This window comes from Gracilibacillus thailandensis, assembly GCF_010994055.1.
GTDB classification, from domain to species: Bacteria; Bacillota; Bacilli; order Bacillales; family Amphibacillaceae; genus Gracilibacillus; species Gracilibacillus lacisalsi.
In genome coordinates this window covers 29,506-44,770 of the sequence record NZ_WJID01000022.1, presented here as the reverse complement: position 1 = coordinate 44,770, position 15,265 = coordinate 29,506, and the positions used below count along the sequence as shown (strand labels likewise).

13 protein-coding genes are annotated in these 15,265 nt (G+C 37.1%); 7 read left to right on the top strand and 6 right to left on the bottom strand.

Translation table 11 applies throughout. The features are described 5' to 3' along the window. The first annotated feature begins 7 nt into the window (after positions 1–7). Entirely contained in the window at positions 8–790 is a 783-nt protein-coding gene (locus GH715_RS08535) for a DUF2935 domain-containing protein (RefSeq protein ID WP_153834985.1), read from the top strand. Positions 791–1,032: 242 nt separating this feature from the next. After that, the gene (gene ppsA, locus GH715_RS08530) at positions 1,033–3,642 is read left to right on the top strand and encodes a phosphoenolpyruvate synthase (protein WP_153834986.1); all 2,610 of its coding nucleotides are present in this window, start codon (positions 1,033–1,035) and stop codon (positions 3,640–3,642) included. A gap of 73 nt (positions 3,643–3,715) precedes the next feature. Here the strand turns inward: ppsA and GH715_RS08525 are convergent, their stop codons facing one another. Further along, complete coding sequence (locus GH715_RS08525; protein ID WP_153834987.1) at positions 3,716–4,285, bottom strand: GNAT family N-acetyltransferase; 570 nt, start codon at positions 4,283–4,285, stop codon at positions 3,716–3,718. 20 nt (positions 4,286–4,305) lie between these two features. After that, entirely contained in the window at positions 4,306–4,656 is a 351-nt protein-coding gene (locus GH715_RS08520; RefSeq protein WP_153834988.1) for a VOC family protein, read from the bottom strand. 139 nt (positions 4,657–4,795) lie between these two features. Between GH715_RS08520 and GH715_RS08515 the strand changes: the two genes are divergently transcribed. From GH715_RS08515 to GH715_RS08505, 3 genes are all read left to right on the top strand, one after another. Next, the gene (locus GH715_RS08515) at positions 4,796–5,272 is read left to right on the top strand and encodes an SRPBCC domain-containing protein (RefSeq protein WP_153834989.1); all 477 of its coding nucleotides are present in this window, start codon (positions 4,796–4,798) and stop codon (positions 5,270–5,272) included. A 401-nt stretch (positions 5,273–5,673) separates the two neighbouring features. Then, positions 5,674–8,409: a glycoside hydrolase family 3 protein gene (locus GH715_RS08510; RefSeq protein ID WP_240469365.1), complete on the top strand. Its 2,736-nt coding sequence runs from the start codon at positions 5,674–5,676 to the stop codon at positions 8,407–8,409. An 8-nt stretch (positions 8,410–8,417) separates the two neighbouring features. Then, positions 8,418–9,923, top strand: a complete 1,506-nt coding sequence (locus tag GH715_RS08505) for a glycoside hydrolase family 30 protein (protein ID WP_153834991.1) — start codon at positions 8,418–8,420, stop codon at positions 9,921–9,923. Positions 9,924–9,973: 50 nt separating this feature from the next. Here GH715_RS08505 and GH715_RS08500 read toward each other — a convergent pair whose 3' ends face one another. The 4 genes from GH715_RS08500 to GH715_RS08485 form a co-directional block, all read right to left on the bottom strand. Then, on the bottom strand, positions 9,974–10,168 hold the full coding sequence (locus GH715_RS08500) for a DUF6366 family protein (protein ID WP_153834992.1): 195 nt from the start codon (positions 10,166–10,168) through the stop codon (positions 9,974–9,976). 215 nt (positions 10,169–10,383) lie between these two features. Then, positions 10,384–12,024 (bottom strand): methyl-accepting chemotaxis protein, encoded by a 1,641-nt coding sequence (locus GH715_RS08495; protein ID WP_153834993.1) that lies wholly within the window; start codon positions 12,022–12,024, stop codon positions 10,384–10,386. Between the two features lie 18 nt (positions 12,025–12,042). After that, positions 12,043–13,020 carry a BMP family lipoprotein gene (locus GH715_RS08490; protein WP_153834994.1) on the bottom strand — a complete coding sequence of 326 codons (978 nt, stop codon included), beginning with the start codon at positions 13,018–13,020 and terminating at the stop codon, positions 12,043–12,045. Positions 13,021–13,220: 200 nt separating this feature from the next. Next, complete coding sequence (locus tag GH715_RS08485; RefSeq protein WP_153834995.1) at positions 13,221–13,787, bottom strand: Maf family protein; 567 nt, start codon at positions 13,785–13,787, stop codon at positions 13,221–13,223. Between the two features lie 123 nt (positions 13,788–13,910). Here GH715_RS08485 and GH715_RS08480 point away from each other — a divergent pair, with 123 nt between their 5' ends. Both GH715_RS08480 and GH715_RS08475 read left to right on the top strand, forming a co-directional pair. Further along, positions 13,911–14,837, top strand: coding sequence for a hypothetical protein (locus GH715_RS08480; protein WP_153834996.1), 927 nt, complete (start codon positions 13,911–13,913; stop codon positions 14,835–14,837). Next, positions 14,838–15,218: a MazG nucleotide pyrophosphohydrolase domain-containing protein gene (locus GH715_RS08475; RefSeq protein WP_153834997.1), complete on the top strand. Its 381-nt coding sequence runs from the start codon at positions 14,838–14,840 to the stop codon at positions 15,216–15,218. It begins immediately after the preceding gene. Positions 15,219–15,265: the final 47 nt, after the last annotated feature.

The window sequence follows — 15,265 nt, the reverse complement described above, 5'->3', positions numbered from 1 at the left end:
AAAGGGGATGTCTGGTTTGAAATCCAATTATTTAAAAAGTGCTGTGTTTGAACATCAATTTTGGCTGCAGGTGCTCGGAGATCACGCTCGGTTTATTCATGATTCCCTTTACCCATCACAAACTGAGGATATTGAAAAAGCCAAAATGTTTCGCTCACAGTATGATCAATTGCTTGCCCAATCAAGTGCTATTGATACGTCCAATGCCATTTCATTCTCGATTATGGTGGAGGATCTCACTAAGCAATTCAGAGAATTCAAGCTTTCCATTATTGAACGGCACTTGACGGGTCAAATGGGGATTCATTTGACACCTACATTTTTGAATCACATGGTCAATGAATTGGAAGAGTATTTATTAATATTAGGCTATCTGAAGCAAGGAGAGGTACCACCTATTTTCCATGAATTACATCATCACCTTGTCTGGTTACTGGATGCATCCGGTCATGCGGGCGCGATTAATGATGAAATGGATGGTGTCGAGAAACGTTTAAAAGAGAAAAGTCATGCTTTCACAGAGCATTTTAATCAATTTTATTTAAAAGCAGTAGAGCTGACCGGTTATTTACGTTCCAATGTTAACGCATTCCCCGCATTAAAAAAGTTCAATAATGACGTGGAGGTAGAAATAGGTTTATTTAAAACTTTTTTGCATGAATTGGAAGAAATGGAGCTCAGTGCAGAGGTATTAAGTACATTCACTGCCTCAATGGCTGATCACATGGCTCGTGAGGAACACTATTACTTAATGAAAGTGGCCCAGTCCAAGCAGGTTACCGGAAATTAGTTAGCCAATCATTAATACTGAAAACAAAACAATAAATTATAATATAAATAATAAAAAAACACCTCAGTTCTATGAATACCATATGAAACGAGGTGTTTTTAATCTTTTAGAGAAGTGAAGAACTTTGGCATAGTACTCTTTCTACTTTAATTATAGCATATAAAAAAAGGGAAATATAGACTGTTTATTCTCATTTCCTACTGCTAAAATCATAGTACTTTAATGGTTAGGAGTGATGTAGAATGAGTGCTTCGGTTCTGGATTTTCAGGAGATAGAAAAAACTCAGCTTATGCTCGTTGGTGGAAAAGGTTTGAATTTAGGGGAATTATCAAAAATTCAAGGAATACACGTACCAGAAGGATTTTGTATAACAACAGAGGGATTTCAAAAAGCCGTCAGCCAAAATGAAACGTATCGTGCTTTGTTGGACCGACTATCAAGGTTAAAGGTAGAAGACCGAGAACAAATTGCTGCAATCAGCAAGAAGATACGACAACTCATTATGGAAGTAGAAATTCCTTCCGAAGTTGTGAATACAGTTACTCACACTCTTTCCAAGTTTGGCGAGCAACATGCTTATGCAGTGCGTTCTAGTGCGACTGCTGAAGATTTACCATACGCCTCTTTTGCTGGTCAACAAGATACCTATTTAAATATCATCGGCAAAGAAGCAATCTTACGGCATATTAGCAAATGTTGGGCTTCCCTATTTACCGATCGTGCAGTAATATACCGTATACAAAATGGATTTAATCATAATGAAGTGTATATATCTATTATCATTCAAAGGATGGTTTTCCCAGAAGCTTCAGGGATAGTATATACCGCTGATCCAATTACCTCTAATCGAAAGGTACTATCAATCGATGCCAGTTTTGGGCTTGGAGAAGCACTGGTCTCTGGATTGGTATCGGCAGATTGTTATAAAGTTCAGGAAGAGGAAATCATCGATCAGATGATAGCTACCAAAAAAGTGGCTATCCATCCATTAAAAGAGGGCGGGACGGAGAAATGGCAGATCGATCCGGAAAGGCAAAAGACTCAAACACTTACTGAACAACACATTTTACAACTGGCGCGCATCGGAAGACGGATTGAAGCTTATTTTGGTTGCCCACAAGATATCGAATGGTGTTTGGTGAATGGTACATTTTATATTCTCCAGAGTCGTCCAATCACTACTTTATATCCCATCCCAGAAGTCAATGATCCAAATAATCACGTCTATGTATCAGTTGGCCATCAACAAATGATGACTGATCCCATGAAACCATTAGGATTGTCTTTTTATCTGTTAACGACACCTGCCCCTATGCGTATAGCTGGTGGCAGATTGTTTGTTGATACCACAGATAAGCTGGCTTCACCCGACAGCAGAAAAACGGTAATAGGTAACCTGGGGAAATCTGATCCACTCATCAAAGACGCACTCCTAACTATCGTAAAGCGAGAAGGGTTTATAATATCTTCATCGGATGAAAAAGAACTGAATCCCAGTGAAAGCAATAAAGCTATATCGTCTTGGGGGCAAGAACAAATCGAACATGACCCGACAATCGTTTCTGATTTGATTAAGAGTAGTCAGATTTCGATCGAAGAGTTAAAACAAAATATTCGAACTAAATCTGGATCAGATTTAGTTGTTTTTATTCGAGAAGATATCCAGCAATTAAAAAAGATTTTATTTGACCCAAAAACTTCCGTTGTAGTGATGACTGCTATGAATGCTCCATCATGGATCAATGAAAACATGAAGAAGTGGCTAGGTGAAAAAAACGTAGCTGATACGATTTCTCAATCTGTACCAAACAATATTACATCGGAGATGGGGCTAGAGTTATTGGATGTGGCAGATGTCATACGACCTTATCCGGAAGTAATTGATTTCTTGCACCATGTAAAAGATGAAAACTTTTTGGAAGAACTGTTGAAGTTTGAAGGTGGGCAAAAAATCCGAGAGGCAATAATTACTTTTCTCAACAAATACGGAATGAGATGTGTCGGAGAAATCGATATGACTAGAAATCGCTGGAGCGAAAAACCCATTACACTTGTTCCCTTGATTCTTAACAATATCAAAAACTTTGAACCGAATGCTAGCAGTCGGTTATTTGAGCGAGGAAGACAAGAGGCTCTGAAAAAAGAACACGAGTTATTAGAACGACTGAAGCGACTGCCGGATGGTGAACAAAAGGCCAAAGAGACAAAACGAATGATCGATCTAATCCGGAAATTCAGTGGGTTTAGAGAGTATCCAAAATACAGCATGATAAATCGCTACTTCGTGTATAAGCAGGCTCTACTGAAAGAAGCCGAACAACTCGTACAGGCCAACGTTATTCATGAAAAAGAAGATATATACTATCTCTCTTTTGAAGAACTTAGTGAAGTCATACGCACAAATAAACTGGATTACCAGGTCATCAACATACGAAAAGAAGAGTACAAATTATATAAAAAATTAACTCCCCCACGTGTTATCACGTCTGATGGAGAAATCATTGTTGGTGAGTACAAACGAGAAAATATCCCAACTGAAGCCATTGCCGGTTTACCAGTTTCTTCTGGAGTTATAGAGGGGCGAGCACGTGTCATCTTAAACATGGAAGATGCTGATCTAGAAGATGGAGATATATTAGTCACCTCTTTTACAGACCCAAGTTGGACACCATTGTTTGTATCCATCAAAGGTCTAGTCACCGAAGTTGGTGGGCTGATGACCCATGGAGCAGTTATTGCGCGTGAATATGGGATACCAGCAGTTGTTGGAGTAGAAAATGCTACCAAGCTCATAAAGGATGGACAACAAATTAGAGTGCATGGAACAGAAGGGTATATCCAAATCTTATAATTAATGTAGCACCGCTCTAGTGGTTACTAGAGCGGTGTCTTACAAATTCTTCAGGGATTAACAAGCTGCTTTTTCAGTCTTGTGCAGCAAATTCTTCTCTCAAAATCGAATAGATCTTTACATCCCAATGCTGCCCTTTGCCATATACTGCTTTTCTTAATACTCCTTCAAACATCATACCTGCTTTCTCCATCACTCTTGCTGAACCGATGTTTTCTACTAAACATTTTGCCTGAATCCGTTCTAAGTCCATATGGTTGAAACCAAACTTAATAACTTCTTTAACAGCTTCCGTGACAATCCCTTTGCCCCAATAGTCCTGAGAAATCACATAGCCGAGTTCCGCAATATGTTGCTGTGTATCCCATGAGACAAAATCAATCGTTCCTATCATTTTCTGCTGATCTTTCCATTCGATTGCCCACGGAGCGAGATAATTACTTTCATATCTACTAATAATATATTCGACAAATGCTAGTGTTTCATCTAAAGACTGGTGGGTTTCCCATGTTACATATTTCGATACTTCCTGATTAGAACCATAGGAATAGATATCACGAACATCCCCTAAAGATACCTTTCGTAGTAGTAGTCGATCCGTTTCCAAGATCGGAAAATCACTAAATATATCTTCCACTTCCATTGTTCCACTACCTTTCATTTCTATCGTTTACATACCATCATATGGTTACCATCTAGATCTTTAAATGTGAAAAAATGGCCAAATTGAATAGTTGAGAGTAATTCTACACCTTTGCTTTCCATATACTGATAGGCCACTTCAATATTATCTGTATCAAAATGGAAGGCAGGTGTTTTCAAAATCGTTTCTTCCCGGTAAATTTTACTGTCCAAAACGACATTTAATCCGTCTAATTCGATAACATAGAGGTGTCCTCCAGGAAAGTCATCATGAGGTTCTTTATCTAGCAAATCACAATACCAGTCACTAGCTTTTTCAATATTCTTCACGGGAATAAATACAGCGGTAATTCTGTTATTTAATGGATTCATACCAACAGCTCCTCTTTTTTGTAAGCTTTAGTAATATAACCATATTATGCTACAGTAAACTAGTCAATGCTAAATAATGCTTTTGTAATACTAGTGCTAGTTAATGTGTTAAAATAGCTTGCAAAAGGAGGTTGTTCCAATGAATTACGGTACACTTAGCCAACATAATGAACGATATTCATTAACATTTAAATGTGAATTCCCATTTTCCTCAGGAAAAGTATTTGCTATCTTAATCGACCCGACTTTCTTTACCCAATGGTATCCATTCGCAACAACGGAAATGGATGTAGAAGTCGGTGGTAAGCTGAAGTTTGATGATGGGGAAGGTTCTGTTTATGAAGGGGAAGTATTGGAGTTAGAGGCACCGGACACATTTGTTTTTAAAGAAGTAGACGATTTACTAGACATGCGAATAACGGAAAAAGAAGATGGTTGTCTGTTTACATTTAAGCATTCTTTCGATGACGCATCTATGGCGATGTATATGGCTGCGGGGTGGCATCGCTGTCTTGAAGTATTTCAACAACTTGTATATGGTGAAACAGTTGAGTGGAAGGATAATGCTGAAGCGTTGCGTCAATACTATAAAAGCTCCTTTGAAGAAGGAGAGTAATGTGCCTGCGAAACTGCGCAATAATCAAAATCGTAAAAAAAGTGTCGGTAGAAATTTTCTATCGACACTTTTTTTGTGACTCATATTTAGAGAGAAAATATTGGATTGTATATTACGGATATTTTAAAAGAAAAGGTGAAAAGCACTATTCTTAGTTAAGAATTGTTAACAAACATTTTACTAAACACGGAAATATTACAAAAATAAACTCATTGAATTATGTGTTTGTAATAAGAGATGTTACATATAAGTGTTTAGAACGATTTTAAGAAAAGAGATTAATCCCTTTCATTATTTTCGTGAGCGTTTTCTCTTCCGATGTTATGAAGGGTATTAGGACGTTAGACATTAGTCTTTTCATGGCTGATGCGAGTTTGACACCGTGTTTAGCAAAGTTTAGATTGAAAAAGGTAACAACAAAAGAAAGGTGGGAAGAAATTCAGCAGCCGGAAAAAATATATAATAATAGAAATGGAGCTAACAGAATGATTAAAACATCGACAAAATTTCAATTTTTGACAGTAGCATTAATTGTTACACTTATCATTACACCTTTTAGTTCTGTTGCAGCTGAAACCACTCAACAGTGGGATGATAAATCTCTTTCAGCACAAGAACGTACTGAGCTATTACTTAAAAATATGAGTTTAGAGCAAAAGATTCAATTAGTAACAGGGAATCTTAATAATTTTTATGGCTTTTATAATGAAGAAATGGAGGACTTAGGTATTCCAGCATTAACAATGGCTGATGGTCCTGCGGGAGTTCGTATTGCGAATCCTGACATTCAAGACAAAAAGTCAACTGCTCTTCCTGCGCCGATTGCCCTTGCAGCTACTTGGGATGTGGATGCAGCGAAAACTTATGGCGAGCTGTTAGGAAATGAAGCTTTTAACACGACACATAATGTGGTCTTAGGACCTGGACTTGATATTGCACGTTTTCCTTGGGGAGAGCGAAACTTTGAATCATTAGGTGAAGACCCATTATTACAATCAGAATTAGCTATTCCGTATGTAAATGGTATTCAAAGCTATCCTGTAATGGCAGCGGCTAAACACTGGATATTGAATAACCAAGAAACAGAACGCTTTACTATTAATTCCGTAGCAAGTGAGCGAGCACTTCAAGAAGTGTATGCACGTCCATTTGCGGAAGTAATCGAGCAAGCTGACTTAAGTGCTGTTATGTGCTCATTTAATCAAGTAAATGGTGTCAATGCTTGTGAAAGTGAAAATGTACTTACAAATTTATTGAAGGATCAATTAGATTTTGATGGTTTTGTGATGAGTGATTATGGCGCCAATTATTCAACAGTTGAATCTGCCAATGCTGGATTAGATTTAGAAACTCCAGGTGATCCTAATGGTTATTGGGGAGACGACTTGCTTACAGCAGTTGAAGAAGACGAAGTAAGTGAAGAAAGAATTGATGATATGGCTACTCGAATCCTAACAGAGATGTTTAGTAAAGGCTTATTCGATCAGCCTACTGTTAATAATCAAATTCCAGCAAAAGAACATGGAAAGATTGCCCGTGAAATAGCGGAACAAAGTATGGTCCTAATGAAAAATGAAAATAATGCATTACCATTAGATAGAAATGAATTAGATTCCGTTGCAGTTATCGGACCAGATGCTGATAATGCTTCAGCAGCTGGTGGAGGTAGTTCATTAGTAATCCCTACTTATACAGTTAGTCCATTAGAGGGTATCCAAAATGAAGTTGGAGAGAATGTAGAGGTATCCTATGCACCAGGCACTGATCCAATTAGTGCAGGTGATATTTTACCAGGGCCTTCAGCGGTACCATCTTCTTTATTAAGTCCAGTTAACGGGGAAGAAAATGAGCATGGATTAACGGCAGAATATTGGTCCAATATTGATCGTGAAGGTGAACCATCATTAATTCGTACAGACAATCAAGTAAACTTAAATCTTGGATTCTATAACTATGATGGATTAAATGCAGATTCACCAAAACTAGAAAGAGTACCAGGTGAATTTAATAGTGAAATGTCCGCACGTTGGACAGGTCAGTTCACCGTACCTGAATCAGGTGAATATACGCTTTCTCTTTCAAGTCTAGGATCAGGTAAATTATACATTGATGATGAGCTTGTCATTGATAATCAAAGCAAGAGGTTAAAAACTTCTAAAAAGGCCCTTTCTTTTGTTGGAGGGGAACAACATGATATTCGTATTGAATATAGTTCAGGAGAATCTGGTGGACAGCAAGACTTTGGTGGAATGATTCGTTTTGGTTGGGAGCCACCAAAAGATGCAGTAGATACGAAGATTCAAGAAGCAGTTGATGTAGCTAAAAAATCAGATGTTGCAATAGTTGTAACGCGAGTTTATGATAGTGAAGGTTATGTAGATAATTCAAGCCTTGATTTACCAAATAACCAAGATCAATTAATCAAGGAAGTGACGAAAGCAAATCCTAACACAATCGTTGTGCAAATGAGTGGTCGAGCAGTACAAATGGATACATGGCAAGATGATGTACCTGCCATTGTACAAGCTTGGTTCCCGGGACAAGAGCAGGGTAATGCAATTTCCAGTGTGTTATTTGGTGATGTGAACCCATCTGGTAAACTACCAATGACATTCCCAGTTGATGAAGATAGCACACCAGTATCAGACGAAAATCAATTCCCAGGAGTAGATGGGGTATCTGATTATTCTGAAGGTGTATTTGTAGGTTATAAGGGATATGAAGAAAAAGGAATTGAGCCGGAATATGCATTTGGACATGGTTTATCCTATACAACATTTAATTACCGAAACGTTAAAGCAAAAGCAAAGACTAAAGGTAAAAACAAAGAACTAGAATTATCAGTTAAGCTTAATTTACGTAATACTGGTGATGTATCTGGTTCAGAGGTTGTTCAGGTATATGCTGGTGAATTACCCACTGATATTGATACGCCCGCAAAACAATTAGCAGGGTTTGAAAAAGTGGAGTTAGAACCGGGTAAACAAAAACGTGTTAAAATGGAACTTGACCCGAAAGCATTCTCTTACTGGGATGAAGAGAATGATGAATGGGTAACACCAAGTGGAGAGATTCCAATTTATGTTGGTAGCTCTTCAGAGGATATTCAATTAGAAACTTCTGTAACTATTAAGTAAGAAAAAAGTTGGGGTATCGTCATGCCCCAACTTTTCTATTAACTTTTTTAGGGGGGATTATAATTATTTATAATAAAAAAGGATATTTTATCCTATTAGTAGGTATTTGTATCACTATTATTCTTTTAGTCTTACCAACAACTGATAAAGAAGAAAAAGTGAATCTATGGTTAACCACAGCAAATCAACAAAATCTACTTACAGAGCAAGAGCCTATAATTTTTGACGATATAAAAGCAACGGATGATCCAGTTATTCAAGTTGATCCAAATGTTGAGTTTCAGACAATGGCGGGATTCGGAGCCGCGGTTACCGGGTCTTCTGCATACCTTATCAATCATCAACTAAATTCGGAAAAAAAAGATGTACTGTTGCAAGACTTGTTTTCAAGCAATGGCATTCATATGAGCTATATCCGTCATACGATTGGTGCATCAGATTTTTCGGTGGATCATGAAGGTAACCCAGCAAGCTACACATATAATGATATAGATACAGGAACAGATTATTATTTAGATCATTTTTCTATTGAAAAAGATAAAGATGTTATCCGTCTGATTCAGGATATTCGTTCGCTAAACAAAGAGATAGGTATACTAGGTACACCATGGACTGCTCCGGCATGGATGAAATATAACAACCAGCAGTTAAATGGATCGTATTTAAATTATCAAGAGCAACGTGTTTATGAAACATATGCTGATTATTTTGTGAAATACATCAAGGCTTATGCAGACAAAGATATTCCGATTGATGCAATAACTATTCAGAATGAGCCAGAACATACGTCAGAATCATATCCAACGATGAGTATGAGTGCTAAAGAACAGACAATGTTTATTAAGAATTATTTAGGACCAGCTTTTTCACAAAATCAAATTCCAACCAAAGTATTGGCATATGATCATAACTGGGAAAATGGGATAGACTATGCGAAAACCGTTTTTAATGATGAGGAGACAAGTAAATACACAAGCGGCATAGCTTTTCATTGTTATGAGGGGCAGCCAGAAACGATGACAAAGGTGCATGAACAATTTCCTGGCAAAGATATCTATTTAACAGAATGTAGTGGAGGGGACTGGAGTCCGGATTTTGGCAATAATTTAAGTTGGTATATGTCCAACCTAATTATTGGTGGACCGCGGAATTGGGCAAGGGCTGTATTACTTTGGAATATTGCGCTTGATAACAATGGTGGTCCCACTAATGGAGGTTGTACGGATTGCAGAGGTGTTGTAACGATTGACAGGGAAACTGGCGAAGTGACAAAAAATAGTGAATATTATGCATTAGGGCATGCCAGTAAATTTGTCGAACTTGGTGCAGTACGAATTAGTACCTCACATTATAAAGGCAGAATAGAAACGGTTGGATATAAAAATCCTGATGATTCGATTGTTTTAATTTCCGCCAATACAAGTGCTGATTCTCAGTCATTTCAAGTCAATTTTCAAGGGAAATCCTTTACGTATACATTGGAACCGAATAGTACGGTAACGTTTAAATGGTAGGAATGGGATAGGCTTAAAATACCTGTCCCTACTGCATTATACGAGTATAGTTACTGAAAGAAAACAGTGTAAATGATAAAACCTAGAATAATAAGGAGAATAAGTATTCCTGTACCTTTCCAACCTAAACCACCGACCAAATCAGGTAACCCACTCCCATGAATGCTTCCAGAAGGGTTTCCTTTCAATTCTTCTTGTCTCATTCGTTCTCTTTTTCTTTCTGGTGTTTCTTTTTCTTCTGTCATATTAACACCCCTTAAAGTTTGATAGTCAACTTAGATTTATTCTATCAATGATACTTGTAAGAGAATAGCCTTGGTAATTATCGCTTGGAATTTTACTAATAGGCTTTTGTCCTAACATAAAAATATGTAACCAACTTTAACATACCAATCAATAAAAAACAACATACCAATCACCAATGTAATTGGTATGCCATGACATATAGCAATCTATTTTCCTAGATTTTAAATCGACTTACTTTATCCTGCAATTCTTGTGCCATTTCTGCTAACACTTTAGTAGCGGCTGATACTTCTTGAATAGAGGCGGTTTGTTCCTCCGTCGCACTAGCCACTTCTTGAGAGTGATGAGCAGTTTTTTCAGTAATGGTTGAAACGTGATTCATTGATGTAACGAGTGTTTCGTTATTGTTTTTCATTTGATCAAGAGAAGTCGTCACTTCCTCCATTCGTTCCTGAACATCTGTGACAACTTTTGTAATATTTCCAAATGCATCACTTGCTTCAGATACAAGGGAGGAACCTTGTTTCACTGCTTCATTTCCTGCTTCCATTGATTGTACTGCTTTACCAGTTGTTTGTTGCATCACGGCAATTAAGTCATTAATTTGACGAGCAGATTGACCGGATTCTTCTGCTAATTTTCTCACCTCATCAGCTACTACCGCAAAACCTTTTCCGTGTTCGCCGGCACGCGCTGCTTCAATTGCTGCATTCAGTGCAAGTAAATTGGTTTGTTCAGCGATATCGGTTATCATATCGACGATTTTATTAATTTCTTGGGAATGATTATTTAGTCCTTCGATTACTTGGCCAGTGTCTTCAGTGTTTTGATTGATAATCGCCATTTGCTCGCTAACACGCTTCACTGTATCCATTCCTTGCTCAGATTGTTCTGAAGCATGATTGGAAGATTCTGTTGCACGTGAAATGCGAGTTGAGATAGCATCCATATCTTTTGAGATCTGTTCGACATTTCGGTTAGATTGATCAACATTATTAAGTTGTTGTTCAGATCCATCTGATACCTCTTGAATGGAATTGGCAATTTGCTCAGTAGCTGTTGACGTTTCATCAGCATTAGCACTTAATTGTTCTGCAGAAGCAGCGACACTTTGCGCTGTTTCTAATACATTAGCAATTAACTCTTTTAAATCTTGATTCATTCGGGCGAAACTATTATGTAACTGTCCAACTTCATCTTTCCGTGCTGTTTCTGCTATTGACCTAGTAAGATCACCATTGGAAATAGCGTCAGCATGATCGGTAAGAGTATAAATTGGTTTTACGATCCGATTTGTCATGATAAAAGAAAAACTGCCTGTTCCTAGGAGCAACACTATACCTGAGACAATCGTGAACAAGATGACCGAATCAATTTTTGTTTCTAGTTGTTGTTGTGCTTTTTGGTAGTTTTCCTCTACGATTAATTGTAATAAATGAATATCGTTTTGAATGCCCCGAGTTCGAATCGACTGTTTTTTAGCTTCTGCTGCATCTTTTTCATCTAAAGCGACAGTGATATCATCGTTTAAAGTTGTTAATTTTTCTTCAATCCTGTCTATTTGATCTTCAGCTCTTTTGGTATTTGCTAATTCCGCTAAAATATCCGAACTTTTCTGTAAGCTTAATTGCACAGACTCTGCATCTGCATCTGTTTTGTTTAGAGAAAAGCTGCTTAAGCCTTGCTCAACGGAGATTATCGCACTATTTAGTTTCTCGACATCCACAAGCTGCTCGACATTGTCATTATTGGAAGAGTGAATTTGTGTCATTTGAAATGCAATAAATCCGATAATAATACAGGCGATAGTCAAAGGTAACAGAGAGTTTAATCTTAATTTTCGTTTTAAATTCATGTGTTTCACCCTTTCTCCTTATTCGTTTACCGTAATCTCATTAGAGTTGATATCGTCTGTCAGCTCATTCAGCTGATTCTCTTCTTCTGATGTGAGAGAAAGAACACGAATAGGAGCTAGTCCAACCCCGTCATCACTTAAACCTAATTCTAAATGTTCACTTGTTAGTTCACCATTTTCCACCAGTTCAGTAGCTAATGTGTACATCGCTACATCGATATTTTTCATCATAGATGTTACAACGGTATCTTCACCTAAATAATATTGATCAGAATCGACCCCAAATGAATAAATGCCTTTTTCTTGTGCTTGGTTGATTACGCCAACACCTGTGAAACCTGCAGATGGATAAATATAATCTGCTCCTTCTTCGATTAATTCGGCAGCAAGTTCTTCACCAAGTTGATCATCCCCAAAGTCTCCGGCAAATTTATCTAATACAGTTGCATCAGGGTTTGTCGCAGCAACACCTTGTTTATAGCCGTTCAAAAATTTGCGGATGAGTGGAGTATCTTCACCACCAACAAATCCGACGATATCGGATTTAGTCTTCATACCAGCAATAGCACCAATCAGAAAACTTCCTTCATGTTCCTTAAAAGTTACGCTTGTTACATTAGGTAAATCTATCACACTATCAACAATAACGAACTGTTGATCAGGATATTCTTCTGCAGCTTTCTTTAAATCTTCTTCAATCATATATCCGAGACCGATAATTAAGTCATTGCCTTCCTCAATTAATTGGGTTAAACCAGTTTGATAGTCTCCGACATCTGCCAATTCACGATAATCAAAAAGTATACCTAATTCATCACGTGCATGTTCTAATCCGTAAAAAGCAGAGTCACTAAATGACTGGTCACCAAGTCCGACGTCCGACAACATAACACCGATTTTAACTTTGTCATCTATTGTAGATGAGTCAGTTTGCTCAGAGCAGCCTGCCATCAAGAAAATAAGTGACAAAAATAATGCTAAAGTCCATTTTTTCATTTGTTAACCTCCGGGATGTTTGAATTATATAGCTTGTTTTAAAAGGTATTTATACCTAAAACAACACATTCTAAAATAACATACTTTTTACTCATGATTCTATTGTTTTTAGTAAAATGTAATAGAATATTTACATGTAAACGCTTATATGTATAAAAAAAGGAAAGTGGCATCACTTTCCTGAGAAGCTTACCTATATCTTATCGGGGAAAAATCTCAAACTTACTTAACTCTCGTACAACACGAGAAATAGGTAGACCGACAACGTTATAATAGTCACCAATAATCCCTTTTACAAACATCGCACCAACACTTTGGATTCCGTAGCCACCAGCTTTATCATACGGTTCATCTGTTTCAATATAGGATATGATCTCTTCCTCTGTTAATGGCCAAAATTCCACTTTAGTGTTTTCAACAAATACAACTTCTTGCTCTGCAGAACGCAGCATCACGCCAGTATATACTTCATGTGTTTTACCGCTCATCGCTTCAATCATTTTGTAGGCTGCTTGCTTATCTGCCGGTTTTTCGAAAATATTTTGTTGAAAGGAAACAACTGTATCCGAAGATAGAATTACTTCATCTTTGTCTTGAATCAGTACTTCTCTTCCTTTTAACATAGCAAGCTGTTTAACCTTCTCTGCTGGATTTGTTTCGGTAATTTGTGATTCATCAACATTAGGCTTCCGTATGGTAAAAGGGATATGTACTTGCTGTAATAATTCCTGTCTTCTAGGTGAGGAAGAAGCTAAGATTAGTTTCATGAATATACTCCTTTTTGGTTAATGATTTGTTCTTATCATAATTGCTTGATAAGTAAATCGCAACTTCACATTGATATGTTACAATATTTGTTAAAAGAGATTTTGTAGAGAGGAGGGAAAAGAGTGGAGAAAGAGCGATCCATCAAAGGTTTTCGGTTATTTATTCTGATAGCACTAGCAGTAAGCATGGTTATAAATGTTATGGTGATTTCTAAAATAACAAGTATGGAAGAAGATATTCGCTTCCTGACAGATAATCAATCAATGATCAGTAATAATGTGAACAGTCAATCTGATGTTATTCGGCAAGAATTAGAGCATTTTATCGAGGAACAGAGCTGGATTAGTCCAATCACAATGGAAACAAATGAGAAACAATTAGCAAACGGCAGTACGGATGTTACTTTTTCCTGGCAGCTCAAAGAATTTCATCAAGATGCAAAAGTAATGTTTCATTATAAATATGGGGAGGCAAATGAGTTCACAGAGATATCAGCAAATGAAGAGGAAACGGGCATGTTTCAAGTACAGATTCCGGTTGAAATGGATCTGAAACCTGAATGGAAGGTGAGTATAAGTGAATCAAAAGTCAGTTCTCATTCATCTAGTCAGGTAGAGGTTAGCGGCCAAACAACCGAATCTGTAAAGAACGAACCGGAAAATCAAATAAACTATTTTGTATCTGTTTTCCATGATGGAGTCATCAAACAAAGTGAACAACAATCGGAACATGTAGATTACTTAGGAGCGAATAAATATGGTTCGTTGCATACTGATGTACATTTTAATGAAGGTAAAGTGAGACTACATGTTTACTATCACAATATAGCCAACCAGGAAAATATTGTTGAAGAAGTAAATCTATTAAAATATCAAAATGATACACTTATGGAAGAAGAACAATTGACACTTCAGGACGAAGGGATGAGAGATCGACCATTTGATCTTGAACCATTTGAACAATATGACAATATGCGGTTAGTGATGGAAGTAGAATACACAGATGGAACAGTATTTGACAAACAAGTTTATCCAAATGAGGTGGAATAGATGAAAGAATTACAGAGATATATGAAAACATATCATGAGGAAATGAATTGGGAAATTAGTGGTAATCATTATGAAGAAGCGAAATCATCGTTATTACATAATTACATGCTTTTTTCTACAGAGGTAGCAGAAGTAGCGGAAGAATTAAGAAAGGCATTTAATCAAACAAATAAATGGATCAATCAAGGAAAAGGTGAAGCAGAAGCCTTCGAAATTGCCAAAGCAAATATAAAAGAAGACATCGGCAAAGAATTGGCGGATTGTCTAGCGTATATGACGAAATTTGCTAATTATTTTGATATCGATATGGAAGATGCTTTTTATAGGAAGATGGAGGAAGTGAAACAACGACAAAATAAAGATGTTGGTATTTCAAGGTGAATATGGTGGTAATCAAGCTAACTCATATAAACTTTATAAAGTGAGTA